At 56.0% G+C, this 12,775-nt stretch carries 14 protein-coding genes; 6 read left to right on the forward strand and 8 right to left on the reverse strand.

Translation table 11 applies throughout. The annotated features are described in order from the left end of the window. Positions 1 to 24: 24 nt before the first annotated feature. Positions 25 to 1,338: a prephenate-dependent tRNA uridine(34) hydroxylase TrhP gene (gene trhP / locus B3K78_RS10545; RefSeq protein WP_349676118.1), complete on the reverse strand. Its 1,314-nt coding sequence runs from the start codon at positions 1,336 to 1,338 to the stop codon at positions 25 to 27. Between the two features lie 217 nt (positions 1,339 to 1,555). On the opposite strand from trhP, the gene B3K78_RS10550 reads away from it, so the two are divergent. Continuing rightward, complete coding sequence (locus B3K78_RS10550) at positions 1,556 to 3,037, forward strand: OmpA family protein (protein WP_286695411.1); 1,482 nt, start codon at positions 1,556 to 1,558, stop codon at positions 3,035 to 3,037. 73 nt (positions 3,038 to 3,110) lie between these two features. On the opposite strand, the gene B3K78_RS10555 is transcribed toward B3K78_RS10550, so the two are convergent. Continuing rightward, entirely contained in the window at positions 3,111 to 3,701 is a 591-nt protein-coding gene (locus tag B3K78_RS10555) for a DUF938 domain-containing protein (RefSeq protein ID WP_286695412.1), read from the reverse strand. Between the two features lie 99 nt (positions 3,702 to 3,800). Here B3K78_RS10555 and B3K78_RS10560 point away from each other — a divergent pair, with 99 nt between their 5' ends. Next, entirely contained in the window at positions 3,801 to 4,259 is a 459-nt protein-coding gene (locus B3K78_RS10560; RefSeq protein WP_204997075.1) for an EVE domain-containing protein, read from the forward strand. A gap of 3 nt (positions 4,260 to 4,262) precedes the next feature. Here B3K78_RS10560 and yaaA read toward each other — a convergent pair whose 3' ends face one another. Both yaaA and B3K78_RS10570 read right to left on the reverse strand, forming a co-directional pair. After that, positions 4,263 to 5,036: a peroxide stress protein YaaA gene (gene yaaA / locus B3K78_RS10565; RefSeq protein WP_286695413.1), complete on the reverse strand. Its 774-nt coding sequence runs from the start codon at positions 5,034 to 5,036 to the stop codon at positions 4,263 to 4,265. An 18-nt stretch (positions 5,037 to 5,054) separates the two neighbouring features. Further along, positions 5,055 to 5,552 (reverse strand): DUF4265 domain-containing protein, encoded by a 498-nt coding sequence (locus B3K78_RS10570; RefSeq protein WP_286695414.1) that lies wholly within the window; start codon positions 5,550 to 5,552, stop codon positions 5,055 to 5,057. Positions 5,553 to 5,678: 126 nt separating this feature from the next. On the opposite strand from B3K78_RS10570, the gene B3K78_RS10575 reads away from it, so the two are divergent. The 4 genes from B3K78_RS10575 (at position 5,679) to B3K78_RS10590 (ending at position 8,927) form a co-directional block, all read left to right on the forward strand. Next, a complete protein-coding gene (locus B3K78_RS10575; RefSeq protein ID WP_286695415.1) occupies positions 5,679 to 6,203 on the forward strand; it encodes a TRAP transporter small permease subunit in 525 nt (174 codons plus the stop codon). Further along, positions 6,196 to 7,563 carry a TRAP transporter large permease gene (locus B3K78_RS10580; protein WP_204997203.1) on the forward strand — a complete coding sequence of 456 codons (1,368 nt, stop codon included), beginning with the start codon at positions 6,196 to 6,198 and terminating at the stop codon, positions 7,561 to 7,563. The genes B3K78_RS10575 and B3K78_RS10580 overlap by 8 nt, the downstream gene beginning before the upstream one ends. A 78-nt stretch (positions 7,564 to 7,641) precedes the next feature. After that, positions 7,642 to 8,031: an acyl-CoA thioesterase gene (locus tag B3K78_RS10585; RefSeq protein WP_027874832.1), complete on the forward strand. Its 390-nt coding sequence runs from the start codon at positions 7,642 to 7,644 to the stop codon at positions 8,029 to 8,031. A 35-nt stretch (positions 8,032 to 8,066) separates the two neighbouring features. Next, positions 8,067 to 8,927: an SDR family oxidoreductase gene (locus B3K78_RS10590; protein WP_286695416.1), complete on the forward strand. Its 861-nt coding sequence runs from the start codon at positions 8,067 to 8,069 to the stop codon at positions 8,925 to 8,927. 16 nt (positions 8,928 to 8,943) lie between these two features. On the opposite strand, the gene B3K78_RS10595 is transcribed toward B3K78_RS10590, so the two are convergent. Genes B3K78_RS10595 through B3K78_RS10610 form a run of 4 tightly spaced genes read right to left on the reverse strand, consistent with a single transcriptional unit; the run spans position 8,944 to position 12,583 of the window. Continuing rightward, positions 8,944 to 9,849: a hydroxymethylglutaryl-CoA lyase gene (locus tag B3K78_RS10595; RefSeq protein WP_286695417.1), complete on the reverse strand. Its 906-nt coding sequence runs from the start codon at positions 9,847 to 9,849 to the stop codon at positions 8,944 to 8,946. 14 nt (positions 9,850 to 9,863) lie between these two features. After that, entirely contained in the window at positions 9,864 to 11,063 is a 1,200-nt protein-coding gene (locus B3K78_RS10600; protein ID WP_286695418.1) for a CaiB/BaiF CoA transferase family protein, read from the reverse strand. A gap of 30 nt (positions 11,064 to 11,093) precedes the next feature. Then, positions 11,094 to 11,855, reverse strand: coding sequence for an SDR family oxidoreductase (locus B3K78_RS10605; RefSeq protein ID WP_286695419.1), 762 nt, complete (start codon positions 11,853 to 11,855; stop codon positions 11,094 to 11,096). Continuing rightward, complete coding sequence (locus B3K78_RS10610; protein WP_286695420.1) at positions 11,852 to 12,583, reverse strand: glutathione S-transferase family protein; 732 nt, start codon at positions 12,581 to 12,583, stop codon at positions 11,852 to 11,854. The genes B3K78_RS10605 and B3K78_RS10610 overlap by 4 nt, the downstream gene beginning before the upstream one ends. Positions 12,584 to 12,775: the final 192 nt, after the last annotated feature.

Consider the following 12,775-nt stretch of genomic DNA (forward strand, 5'->3'; position numbering starts at 1 on the left):
CGGCCTTTACTCAGCGTAACAGCCTCAACCGCCGGCGTGAATATCCTTTACGATCAGCCCGTAACGCAGTGCCTGTTCGTCGAGTTGTCCGTCGAGAGGAATGCGCATGCGATGGCCGGAACCGGGGGCAACGTCTGCCGCCTTGCCGTTTTTGTCGAGCAGGGTGTTCAGGGTGAAGCGCTGGTTGCCCTGGGGCGTCATCAGTTGCACGGTATCGCCAACGGCGAAGCGGTTTTTCACGTCAACGACAATATCGCTACCGCTAACATCCACCACTTCGGCAACAAACTGTTGCTGCTGGGCGCTGCTGCTACCCATCTCGTAATTTTGATATTCCTTGGGAGGGTGGCGCCGGTAAAAGCCTTCGGTGTAGCCGCGGTTGGCCAGGGTTTCCAGCTCGTCCATCAAGCCCATATCGAACTCGCGACCGGCGACGGCGTCGTCGATGGCGCGGCGGTATACCTGAGCTGTACGCGCCACGTAGTAGTGCGACTTGGTGCGCCCTTCAATCTTCAGCGAGTGAATCCCCATTTCCTGCAAGCGCTGCACATGTTGCACGGCGCGCAGGTCCTTGGAATTCATAATATAAGTACCGTGTTCGTCTTCGTAGGCGGGCATGTATTCGCCGGGGCGCTGGGCTTGTTGCAGCAGCACCGGCTCGACCTGGGGCTGTGGCTCGTAGTTTTGCACGGCGATCAGGTCGCCGGTGGCATCTTCCTTCGCTTCGTGCGCTTGATACTGCCAGCGGCAGGCATTGGTGCAGGCGCCTTGGTTCGGGTCGCGGTGGTTCATATACCCCGACAGCAGGCAGCGCCCCGAGTAGGCAATACACAGCGCGCCGTGAACAAACACCTCCAGCTCCATTTCTGGTACGCGCTGGCGGATCTCTTCAATTTCGTTCAGGGAAAGTTCGCGCGACAGAATCACCCGGCGAATGCCATTGCGATGCCAAAATTTCACGCTTGCCCAATTCACCGCGTTGGCTTGAACAGAAAGGTGAATGGGGAGGTCCGGCCAGCGTTCCTGAACGAGCATCATTAAGCCGGGGTCGGCCATAATCAGTGCGTCGGGGCCGAGCTCGACCACGGGTTCTAAGTCGCGCAGATAGCTGCGAATCTTGTCGTTGTGTGGCGAAATATTCGACGCCAGATAAAACTGCTTGCCCTGGTTGTGCGCCTCGTTAATACCAGTGGCGAGGGTTTCCAGGTCTTTGAATTCATTATTGCGCACGCGTAGGCTATATCGAGGTTGGCCGGCGTAAACGGCATCGGCACCGTAGGCAAATGCGTAACGCATATTGCGAAGGCTGCCAGCAGGAGAGAGCAGTTCAGGCGTCATAATCAAAACCCGTATAAAAAACGCGGCTATAGTAACGTATATCGGCGTTGGGGGTGGCGGCTACAGAGAACAAATCTTCTGCAAAGCGGCAAACTTAGTGGAAAAATACCAAGGGAGTGACTCTTTTCGCTAAACGTGAGTCGTAATATCGGTTAGTATCAGGGGCTATCAAGCCTTTGTTGAATGTAAATTTATAACTAATAACTGGGGGATTGCTATGAGCAAGCAATGGATTTCTGCTCTGACAGCGGGTGTACTGCTCGCGTCTGCAGGTGCTGTCAGCGCCGAAGAAGAGAAAGGTTTTTACATCGGCGGCAAAGCCGCTTACACCGAAGTATTCGATGCCGATGGCACGCTGACAACTGAAGCGGCTGCGCCTGGCGACCCACTTACACAACTGTTGACCGACCTCGGCCTGTTGCCACCGCCAGTGGGTGCTTCGATCGAAGTGGATACCGAGTACGACGACGACTGGGGCTACGGTGTTAACTTCGGTTATAAAACCGCCGGTGCGCTGCGTCTGGAACTGGAATACAGTGAAGGCGAGAACGACGTAAGCAACTCAGACTCTGCTCTGGAAGTACAGTCTCTGTTGGGTAATGTTTGGTACGACTTCCGCGCTGGCGAGCGTCTGCGCCCCTACGTGGGTTTCGGTCTGGGTATGGCCAACATGGAACTCAACGGCAGCGATGATGACGTATTCATGGGCCAGTTGGGTGCCGGTGTTAACTACCACCTGACACCACGCCTGGTGATGGATGCCGGTTATCGCTACGCGGTATCTGAAGATCCCGAGTTTGCCAGCAGCGGCTCAAAACTCGAAACTGAATACGAAGCACAGAGCCTGATGATCGGCCTGCGCTACAACTTCTTCGACGCCCAATACGGCGCCAAAGACGGTGACGGCGACGGTGTTGTTGATGAAACCGATCAGTGCCCAGGCACACCGCGCGGTGTTCAAGTAGACAGCGTAGGCTGCCCGCTGGATGGCGATAACGACGGTGTTGCTGACTACCTCGACAAGTGCCCCAACACGCCTGCCGGCGAGCAAGTGGATGCCCAGGGTTGTTCACTGGATAGCGACGGCGACGGCGTTGCTGACCGCGACGACGCATGCCCCAACACACCTGCTGGTGAGCAAGTGATGTCAAATGGCTGTGGCCAAGAGCAGTCAGTGGTTCTGCGCGGTGTGAACTTCGAAGTGAACAGCGCACAGCTGACCGTGAATGCAGAAACGATTCTCGACGGTGTTGCCTCAACGCTGAACAGCTCGCCCGGCTTCAACGTTGAGCTGCAAGGCCACACTGACAGCTCAGGTAGCGATAGCTACAACATGAACCTGTCTCAGAATCGCGCCAAGTCAGTGAAAAACTACTTGGTTGGCCAGGGTGTTGACGGCAGCCGCCTGACCGCTCGCGGCTACGGTGAAGAGCAGCCTATCGCCAGCAACGACACTAAAGACGGCCGTGCGGAAAACCGCCGCGTTGAGCTGAAAGTGTTGGGTGATGAAGAAATGGTGGTAGAGCCCGCTTACGTACCGACCGTTGAAGAAGAGCCCATGGTCGAAGAAGCTGCGGCTGAAGCACCTGCTGAAGACGCCGCGATGGATGAAGACATCTATGACTACGACCCCTCTGCTGATGTTCAGGAAGAGGAATATGACTACGACTATGATTACGACGCAGAGGAAGAGCTGTAAGGCCTACCTTAGCAAGTAATTGGAAGTAATCAGAAAGCCGCGACTCGGGTCGCGGCTTTTTTTTGCCCGACGTTTAGCGCTTCCAGATTAGCAGGCGGTTATTGGCGGGCATTTCACAGTCGCTGTGAAGTGCAAAACCTGCCTTCGCCGCCAAACCACTCACCGCCTCGGCATCGCGGATGCCACTCATCGGATCGCGGCTTTTTAACCACTGATCAAACTCGTCGTTGCTGGCCGAGGTGAATTGCCCTTGGTAATTGAAAGGGCCGTAGATAAAAAGCCACTGCAAATCGGCGCCGTGTTCAGCAATGCGGGCGAACAGTCGCTCCACAGAGGCCCAACTCATAATGTGTAGGGTATTGGCTGAGTAGAGTGCCTGAAAATCGCCGCTGGGCCAGGGCGAGGAATTCACCTCAAAGGGCTGCGGCGCTGGAAGGTTGTCGAGCTTGGCCTCGTCCAGCCACTGTTTTATGCCGGGCAGGTATTCCGCCTGGTCGCAACACTGCCACTGCAATTGAGGGTGAAGGCGGGCGACGTGCACCGCGTGTTGCCCGGTGCCGCTGCCAATCTCCACCACGCTTTTTAGAGTGTTAAGAATGGGCTGCAAGGTGCTAAAGATAGGTAGTTTGTTGTTTTCGCAGGCCTGGGAGTAGGGTTTTTGCATTTCAGGTACCTAGCTGGACTTTCCAGGGAGGATGGACGGCCATAGCGACCGGCCGCTACACTTTTTGTTGGTGCACAGTGTCAGTGCAGAGGAGGAGTGATGCAATACTGGTTGGTAAAATCCGAGCCGGATGCTTTTGGCATTGATGATTTGGCGGCCTGCAAAAATGCCACCGAGCACTGGGATGGGGTGCGCAATTACCAGGCGCGCAACATCATGCGCGACAACATGCAGGTGGGCGATCAGGTATTTTTCTATCACTCTGCCTGTAAAACGCCGGGCATTGTCGGCATTGCCGAGGTCGTGCGGGAGGGTTATCCCGACCACACTGCGCGCGACCCCGAGTCCAAATACTATGATCCCAAGGCCAGCGACGAGGATCCGCGCTGGTATATGGTGGACATTCAGCTGCGCCGCAAGCTGGGGCGCCTGATTCCCTTGAGCGAACTAAAAAGCCATCCGGCGCTAAGCGATATGGCGTTGCTGAAGAAGGGTAATCGCCTGTCGGTGATGCCGGTAGAAGAGCGTCACTGGCAGACGATACTCAGCCTGGAATAGGACTTAGGCGACCTCGTCGCGAAGGAACACCCACTCCGTGGCAGTGGACTGCTCAGGGCAGTAATAGTAGCCGTCGGTGTCGAATTGCTTCAGTTTCTCGGCGTCGGTAATGCGCTGCTTAATCACATAGGCGCTCATCAAACCTCGGGCCTTTTTGGCGTAGAAGCTGATAATTTTGTACTTGCCGTTTTTGTAGTCTTTAAACACCGGGGTGATAACGTCGGCGTTCAGCAGCTTGGGTTTCACGGCGCTGAAGTACTCATTCGACGCCAGGTTAAGCAGCAGCGGGCCGGCATCGCTAAATTGGGCATTGATGGCATCGGTGATGCGCTCACCCCAAAATTCGTAGAGGTTTTTGCCGCCGCTATTGGCGAACTTTGTGCCCATTTCCAGCCGATAGGGCTGAATCAAATCCAGCGGCCGCAGCAGACCATATAAGCCGGAAAGAATGCGCAGGTGCTGCTGGGCAAAGGCGAAATCGTCGTCGCTGAAGTCGTCGGCATTCAGTCCTGTGTATACATCGCCGCGAAAAGCTAACACCGCCTGCTTGGCGTTGTCGGGCGTAAACGGCGTTTGCCAGTCGGCAAAGCGCTGGTAGTTGAGTGTTCCGAGTTTGTCGCTGATCTTCATCAGCGCGGAAATATCTTGAGGCGCCAGTTCGCGCAGCTCATCGATAAGCTGCTGCGAAGCGTCTAGAAAATCCGGCTCGCTGCGCTGCTGAGTGTGAGCGGGGGTGTCAAAGTCCAGCGTCTTTGCCGGTGAAATCAGTATCAACATGCTTGGCTCCTTTCGCCGCTACGCTTTTAACAGGTCCTGCCACCAGTTCAGCGGCTCGCCTTGGTCGTCGTAGACATTGCCGTACAGCCAGCGGGCCTCGCCGGTCTTTACATTGGCATCGAGTAATTTTTCAATCGCCTGAAAACCTACGCCAAAATGAATGCTGTAGACCAAAGCGCGTTCGCTGCTAATGTCCAGATGGCCGCCCAGTTTTTCGATCTTGCCGGTCAGTTGCTGCTCCAGCGCTTCATTGGGCTCGCGCATAAATACGCGCAGGCAGAGGTTGCCGCCGCGCTCAACCACTTTAAAGCGACCGCGCGATTCATTATTCAGTTCCAGGGTGTCCAGTGCCGCCACGCCGCGTACAAACAGCGGTGACTTTAATAAGCGATACTGGCCCTCGGTTTCGCAGGGGCTGGCCAGGCACTGTTCAAACACGGGTTGCTGGTTGTTGGGGTGAATGCCGGCGAAGAGTTCCAGTCGGGTTTCTTTATCGGCGAGAGGCGGATGGCTCATAGCAGTAATGAATTTACCTTAAAAGGCGCAATGATAGCGTGTTTGCCGGTCATTCGCATGGCGAGAGGGGGGCTGCTGCGACTATAATATTGCCCCACTTGGGTCGACATGCAGTTAATTACAATAATGAGAGCGACACTACGTTTCATCGACGCCTTCACCGAGGCGACTGGCCGCTTACTGGCTTGGTGTATTCCCATCATGATGCTGGTTACCGCCGCGGTGGTGGTTATGCGTTACGGCTTTGGCTATGGCCTGACGGCCATGCAGGAGTCGGTCAGTTATCTGCACGGCTCGGTATTTATGCTAGGCGCCGCCTATGCCCTGAAACACGGCGCCCATGTGCGGGTGGATATTTTTTATCAGCGCTTTTCTCCGCGCCAGCGCGCGTGGATCGACAGCCTGGGCACGCTGATATTTTTGTTGCCGCTGTGCGGGCTTATTTTGCTCAGCAGCTGGGATTTCAGTGCCAAGGCCTGGGAAATTCGCGAGGCCTCGGTTGAACCCGGCGGCATTCCAGCCGTGTTTCTACTCAAGAGTCTGATACCGCTAATGGCGGTCAATCTTGCTCTGCAGGGCCTTGCTGAACTGCTGCGCAATGCTTTGGTGTTGATAGAGGGCGACGGCGCGGAGGTGAACCGTGCTGATTGAGTTGTTGCCACTGCTAATGTTCATCACCATATGCCTGGTCCTCATGCTGGGCTACCCGGTGGCCTTTAGTCTGGCCGGGGTGGCGATGATCTTTGCTGGCCTGGGTATCAGCCTCGGCCACTTCGACCCCAGTTTCCTCGCGGCGCTGCCCAACCGGATATTTGGCACCATCAACAACATCACCTTATTGGCGGTGCCGCTGTTTGTATTAATGGGCGTGCTGTTGGAAAAGAGTCAGCTCGCCGAGGAATTGCTCAGCAATATGGCGGCGCTGTTTGGCCGTCGGCGCGGCGGTTTGGGTATCTCGGTGATTGTTGTCGGTATGTTGCTGGCGGCCAGCACAGGTATTGTGGGGGCTACAGTGGTGACCATGGGCCTGCTCTCGTTGCCGTCGATGCTCAAACGCGGTTACGACCCGGCACTGGCCACCGGCACCATCTGCGCCACTGGAACATTGGGGCAGATCATTCCGCCCTCTATCGCCCTGGTACTACTCGGCGACACACTCTCCAGCGCTTATCAGCAAGCGCAGTTGGATCTTGGGGTGTTCAGCCCCAAAACCCTGTCGGTGGGCGATTTGTTTATCGGCGCGCTGATCCCCGGTTTGCTGCTGGTGAGCTTATACATTTTATATATGGGCGGCATGGCGATTCTTCGTCCGGAAAAAGCGCCGCCCGCCAGTGACCTGCAAGCGCCGCCAATTGGCCAGTTGCTGCGCGGCTTTGTTCCGCCAGTGCTGTTGATCGTTACGGTATTGGGTTCCATTCTCGCCGGGGCCGCCACGCCTACCGAGGCGGCGGGCGTTGGTGCCCTGGGTGCAGCGCTGTTGGCGCTGCTGCGCGGCCGTCTGTCGCTGGCGCGTTTGGCTGAAGTGTCGCGGGAAACCATGAAGGTCACCTGCATGGTATTTATGATCCTGATTGGCGCCGCGGTGTTTTCCCTGGTGTTTCGCGGCTTCGGTGGCGACGAGCTGATTCACGGCGCCTTTACGGCAATGCCCGGCGGCGTGGTGGCAGCCACCGCGCTGGTGATGTTGGTGATCTTCCTGCTGGGCTTTATTCTCGACTTTATTGAAATCACCTTTGTGGTGGTGCCCATCGTCGGGCCGATTCTGCTGGCCATGGGCGTAGACCCAATATGGCTGGGCATTATGATCGCGCTCAACCTGCAAACCTCTTTTCTTACGCCGCCGTTTGGCTTTTCGCTGTTCTACTTGCGCGGTGTGGCTCCGGCCTCGGTGGCAACCTCGGACATTTATCGCGGCGTGGCGCCCTATATCGTTCTTCAATTAATGGTGCTGGCGATCCTGGCGCTGTGGCCCGGTTTGGCCACGTGGTTGCCCGCGCTGGTGCGAGGCTAGAAATTAGATTGACAATACTAGGCGTCATCCGTTAACTGGGCGCTCGACCAATAATTCAAACAGTAGGAATACAAACCTATGCGTGACATAGATGATGTGCCCCGCCCCAACGGCGAGTTAGCCATGCAGGTGATCGCTATGCCTGCAGATACTAATGCCGACGGAGATATCTACGGTGGCTGGTTAATGTCGCAAATGGATCTTGCAGCCGGTATTACTGCCGGGCGGCGCGCAGGTGGCAGGGTCGCCACAGTAGCCGTTGCGAGTATGGCGTTTTTGTCGCCGGTAAATGTTGGCGCGGTGGTGAGCTGTTATACCGATGTGCTCGAAGTTGGACGCAGCTCCATTCGCATCAATGTGGAAGTCTGGATCACCGAATACGACGACGAAGAGCCGATAAAAGTCACTGAGGGCGAATTTGTATTTGTCGCCATCGACGACAACGGCCGCACGCGGAGCGTCGATTAAGTTAAACCAAAACCAATAGTGCAAGGACAATAATAATGAGCATGACGGGAAAAGTGTGTTTGATTACCGGCGCGACCAACGGCATTGGCCGTGCGACCGCCAAGGCGCTGGTAGAGCAGGGTGCTGAGCTGTTTATTCTCTGCCGCAATGAAGAGAAGGGCCAAGCGCTATTGGACGAACTACGCAGTATACGACCCGACGCCGAGTTGTCTCTGTTAATTGCTAACCTCGGTAAAATGGCCGATATTCGCCGCGCCGCGAAACAGTTTCTCGATACCGGCAAACCGCTTCACCTGTTATTGAACAACGCCGGTGTGGTGAATACCGAGCGCAAGCTCAGCGCCGACGGCATAGAAGAAACCTTCGCCGTGAACCACCTTGCCTATTTTCTACTGACTGAGCTGCTTCGAGAGCGCATCGTCGCCAGTGCGCCAGCGCGCATTGTGTCGGTGGCGTCGGAAGCTCATGCTTTCTGCAAAGGCGTACAGTTCGACGACCTGGAGTTTGCCCGCCAGAAATACAAAACCTTCAAAGTGTACGGCCACTCCAAACTCTGCAATATTCTGTGGACCCGCCATCTGGCCAAGCAACTCGAAGGTACTGGCGTAACGGTAAACTGTGTGCATCCTGGCGCAGTCAGCACCGGCCTCGGCCAGCAAGACAATGTCATCATCGGGAAAGTGTTAGGGCTCGTGTTAAAACCCTTTTTCCGCAGCCCCGACAAGGGCGCCGAAACCTCCATTTATGTGGCGACCTCGCCCAGCTTGGATGGGGTTACCGGCGAGTACTTTGCCGACTGCAAACCCAAGCGCATTAAGCCCTGGGGCAAAGACGACGCGGCGGCGGAGAAGCTGTGGTCGTTCAGCGAGGCCTACACCAAAACCACCGTTAGCTAATGGTGTGAACAGGCGCCTAGAGAGCGCCTTTCTCTATCTGCCGCTCAATCCACTGCGTGGACTTGGCGACGCCAACGCCCGGTAACCATTGCCGGGTCAGCCTGGCCGCCGTTGCCAAATCCGCCAGGGAAATTCCGGTGTCATAACCTTGCTGATTCAGCATCAGCACCAGATCTTCCGTGGCAATATTTCCCGAGGCTCCCGGTGCAAAGGGACAACCCCCCAAGCCTGCAATAGACGCGTCAAAGCGCCGCACACCGCTTTCGAGTGCAGCATAGGCATTGGCGATACCCATACCTCGGGTGTCGTGAAAGTGACAGGCGATTAAAGCGCTACCAAATTCGCGACATAATCTATTGGTTAGGGTTGCGGACTGCTGCGGTGTCGCCGCGCCAATCGTATCGGCTAATACAATTTCTTTTGCGCCTGCGGCGATTAATACCTCGGCTTGTTGCAGGATGATGTCTTCATTAATGCTCCCTTCAAAAGGGCATTCCCACGCGGTGGCGATATAGCAGCTTGCATGCACGCCATCATGGCTGGCTCTGGCCAGTACCGTTTTGGCAAAACGGAAGGCCTGTTCGTTGCTCATGCCAATATTCTTTTGGTTCATGGTCTCGCTGCTGGCCACCACAATAGCGATGTGGCGTGCGCCGGCTGCGGTCGCCAAGTCGTAGCCCTTCTCATTCGGAATCAGCACCGAAAATTCACCGGTGGTATTTGCCAGGGCGCTCACCACGTGGTCGCTGCCTGCCATGGCGGGAACGGCGCGCGGCGATACAAAAGCGCCCACTTCAATCTGGGTTAGCCCTGCTGACAGCAAGGCCTGAATAAGTTGCAGGCGCTGCTTGGGGTCAAGAACCTGCGTTTGATTCTGCAAGCCGTCGCGGGGGCCAACATCTCTTACCCATACTTTTTCCATGGCGTTTTCTCCTGTCAGGCGATGATGCCGTTGCTGCGCAGGCGCGCTATCTCATCGTCCGGCATCGCTAGCATCTCGCTGAGAATGTGTTGGGTGTCCTGACCGAGAAGCGGGGCGGGGGTGTAGGCGCTCTCTTCGCTGCGCGACAGTTTAATCGGGCAGCCCGGCCCCTTGGTGGTTTGACCGTTGGGGTGGGCAAGATCGACCACCATATTTCTGTGCAGCACTTGTTCGTCGTTCAAAGCCTGGGAAAAGGTATTCACCGGCGCGGCAGGTATGCGTTGCGCATTCAGCTTTTCCATCCAGTACGCGGTGCTCTGGCTGCGGAAAATATCGGCCAGGGTGGTATCGATAAAGGCTTTGTCTGCAAGGCGTCCCGGTTGGGTGTCGTATTCAGATTTTTCCAGCGCCTCACAGTGCAAAAGGCCTTTTAAATTGTGCCAAAAATTATCGGTAATCACGCAAATGACCAGGTGGCCGTCGGCAGTGGGGTAGCTGTTGTAGGGCACATGCACAAAGTGGCTGTTGCCAATGGGGTGGGGGTTGTTGCCCGACATAAAGTGCATGGTCGCCATGTAGTTAAGCAGGGAGATTTGTGCATCCAGCATGGAAATGTCCACGTGCTGGCCACGGCCCGATTGATAGCGTTCGATCACCGCCGACAATATGCCCATCACACCAAACATGCCGCCGCCAAGGTCGCCAATCGGGATGCCGGCGCGCATCGGCTGCGACGCGTCTTCGCCGGTAATCGACATGCCGCCGCCGTAGGCCTGGGCAACCTGATCAAAGGCGGGCCGTTTGGCACCCGGCCCCTGTTCGCCAAAGCCGGTAATGGAGCAACTGATAATACGCGGGTTGATCTCGGCGAGCCGCGGGTAATCGATCTTGAGTTTTTCCGGCACGCCGGCGGCATAGTTATTCACAACGATATCGGCCCGCTCAACCAGCGAATAAAACAGCGCCAGGCCGTCCTCGCTTTTCAGGTCGATGGCGATACTTTTTTTATTGCGATTCAGCGTAATAAAGTAGGCGCCCATACCGTCAATGGAGTGCTCGGGGTCGGTGGCCAACAACTTGCGCGTGCCTTCGCCAGCAATCGGCTCCACCTTGATCATCTCCGCACCCATGTCACCCAATATCATCGTGCAATAAGGGCCGGACAACATATGGGTCAGGTCCAATACCCGCAATCCGGAAAGCGCATTGTTCATAACATACCTGCTGTATTCACGATCGAGTTGTTAGCGACTGGCGACAATACCACCGTCGAGTACCAAGGTGCTGCCGGTCATATAATTCGATGCGGCGGAGGCCAGAAAAATTGCCGTACCCGCAATATCATCGGCGCTGCCCATACGTTGCAGCGGGATGCTTTGCAGTAACGATTGGTCATCCAACGGCGCCGTCATATCGCTGGGGAAATAGCCCGGCGCGATGGCGTTCACATTAATGTGGGCGTCGGCCAGGTCGGCCGCAAGTTGACGGGTCAGCTGGATTACCGCCGCTTTACTGGCGCCGTAGGAATAGGTTTTTAGCGCCGAGTGAACCATGCCATACACCGAGGCAATATTAATAATGCGGGCGGGCCTGTCTTCGGCGGCGGCGTTCTTGAGTAGTGGCAGCAATTGTTGGCTGAGGAAGAAGACCGACTTCACATTCAAATTCATCACCTTGTCCCAGCCCGACTCGGGAAAGCTGTCGATATCAGCACCCCAACTGGCCCCGGCATTATTAATTAAAATATCCAGCCTTGGGGTCAGCGATGTGATGGCGGCGGCGAGCGTTTCCACACCTTGCTGGGTGGATAGATCCGCTTCAATGGCGGTGCAGTCGCCCAGCGTTTGCAAGTGTGCACAGCGTGCGTGAAGTTCTGCCGCTTTTCGTGCGCTGATAATCACCTTGGCGCCGGCGTTAACAAAGCCCTCTGCCAACATGGCGCCAATGCCGCGAGAGCCGCCACTTATGAATACGGTTTTGCCGCTTACCGAGAATAAATCTGTCACGCTTGCTGCCCCCGTTCGCGTTCCTTGTACTGCTCCTCGCCAAAGGAGTAAGACCAGGTCTTATCGTCCAGCTCCATATAGAAGTTCGGCGGCAGGTCATAGACCCAGCCGTTGATGACATCCTTACCGCGCTGAAAGGCCGGTCGCTCTGCCAGCGCATTAAACCAGCGATGAATACCGGGAAAAGTCTGTTCGGGGTGAATACCAATCAGTGGCAGGGCGCGCAGCCACGGCCACAGTGCGATATCGGCAACGGAGAATTGCTCTCCGGCGATATAGTGCTGCTGGCTAAGCTGCGATTCAATCACCCGGCACTGGCGAAGGCTTTCCTGCAGGTAGCGCTGTTTGGAATAGGGCTGCTCTTCACGAGCGTAACGCACGAAGTGGTGGGCCTGACCCTGCAGCGGCCCAACGCCCGCCATTTGAAACATCAGCCATTGCAGCTCGGCGTAGCGCTGGCTGGGCTGGCGAGATAGCAGCTGGCCGCTTTTCTCTGCCAGGTAAATCAGAATCGCGCCGCTTTCAAACACTGTGATCGGCCCGCCTTCGGCATCGTTATCGACAATCACCGGCAGCTTGTTGTTGGGGTTTAAGGCCAATAGCTCGGGGCTAAACTGGTCGCCCTGGCTAATATCGTAGGGAATTACGCGATAGTCCAAGCCCAGCTCTTCCAGCGCAATAGAAATCTTGTGGCCGTTGGGGGTTGGCACCGTATGTAAGTCGATCATCGCAGCTCTCGTTTGTTATTATGTCAATAATATTGACATTATGCTGAGGCGATTGTCTACCCCCAAGATTTTGCTAATTCTCATATTGGCGAGTTGACGCGCCGAGAGAAAGCCGCTAATAATGTAAACTTAGTTGACATTAATTCGGGCCGTGCAAGGCGCTTCACTGCACCGGATGGCTCAAACGCAACA

It is taken from the genome of Spongiibacter sp. UBA1325 (assembly GCF_002306875.1).
GTDB classification, from domain to species: domain Bacteria; phylum Pseudomonadota; class Gammaproteobacteria; order Pseudomonadales; family Spongiibacteraceae; genus Spongiibacter; species Spongiibacter marinus.

Coding starts and splice junctions, on each gene's coding strand:
- B3K78_RS10550 (WP_286695411.1), top strand. CDS start 1,556: ATGAGCAAGCAATGGATTTCTGCTCTGACAGCGGGTGTACTGCTCGCG.
- B3K78_RS10555 (WP_286695412.1), bottom strand. CDS start 3,701: ATGCAAAAACCCTACTCCCAGGCCTGCGAAAACAACAAACTACCTATC.
- B3K78_RS10585 (WP_027874832.1), top strand. CDS start 7,642: ATGCGTGACATAGATGATGTGCCCCGCCCCAACGGCGAGTTAGCCATG.
- B3K78_RS10570 (WP_286695414.1), bottom strand. CDS start 5,552: ATGAGCCATCCGCCTCTCGCCGATAAAGAAACCCGACTGGAACTCTTC.
- B3K78_RS10560 (WP_204997075.1), top strand. CDS start 3,801: ATGCAATACTGGTTGGTAAAATCCGAGCCGGATGCTTTTGGCATTGAT.
- trhP (WP_349676118.1), bottom strand. CDS start 1,338: ATGACGCCTGAACTGCTCTCTCCTGCTGGCAGCCTTCGCAATATGCGT.
- B3K78_RS10575 (WP_286695415.1), top strand. CDS start 5,679: ATGAGAGCGACACTACGTTTCATCGACGCCTTCACCGAGGCGACTGGC.
- B3K78_RS10600 (WP_286695418.1), bottom strand. CDS start 11,063: ATGAACAATGCGCTTTCCGGATTGCGGGTATTGGACCTGACCCATATG.
- yaaA (WP_286695413.1), bottom strand. CDS start 5,036: ATGTTGATACTGATTTCACCGGCAAAGACGCTGGACTTTGACACCCCC.
- B3K78_RS10590 (WP_286695416.1), top strand. CDS start 8,067: ATGAGCATGACGGGAAAAGTGTGTTTGATTACCGGCGCGACCAACGGC.
- B3K78_RS10595 (WP_286695417.1), bottom strand. CDS start 9,849: ATGGAAAAAGTATGGGTAAGAGATGTTGGCCCCCGCGACGGCTTGCAG.
- B3K78_RS10610 (WP_286695420.1), bottom strand. CDS start 12,583: ATGATCGACTTACATACGGTGCCAACCCCCAACGGCCACAAGATTTCT.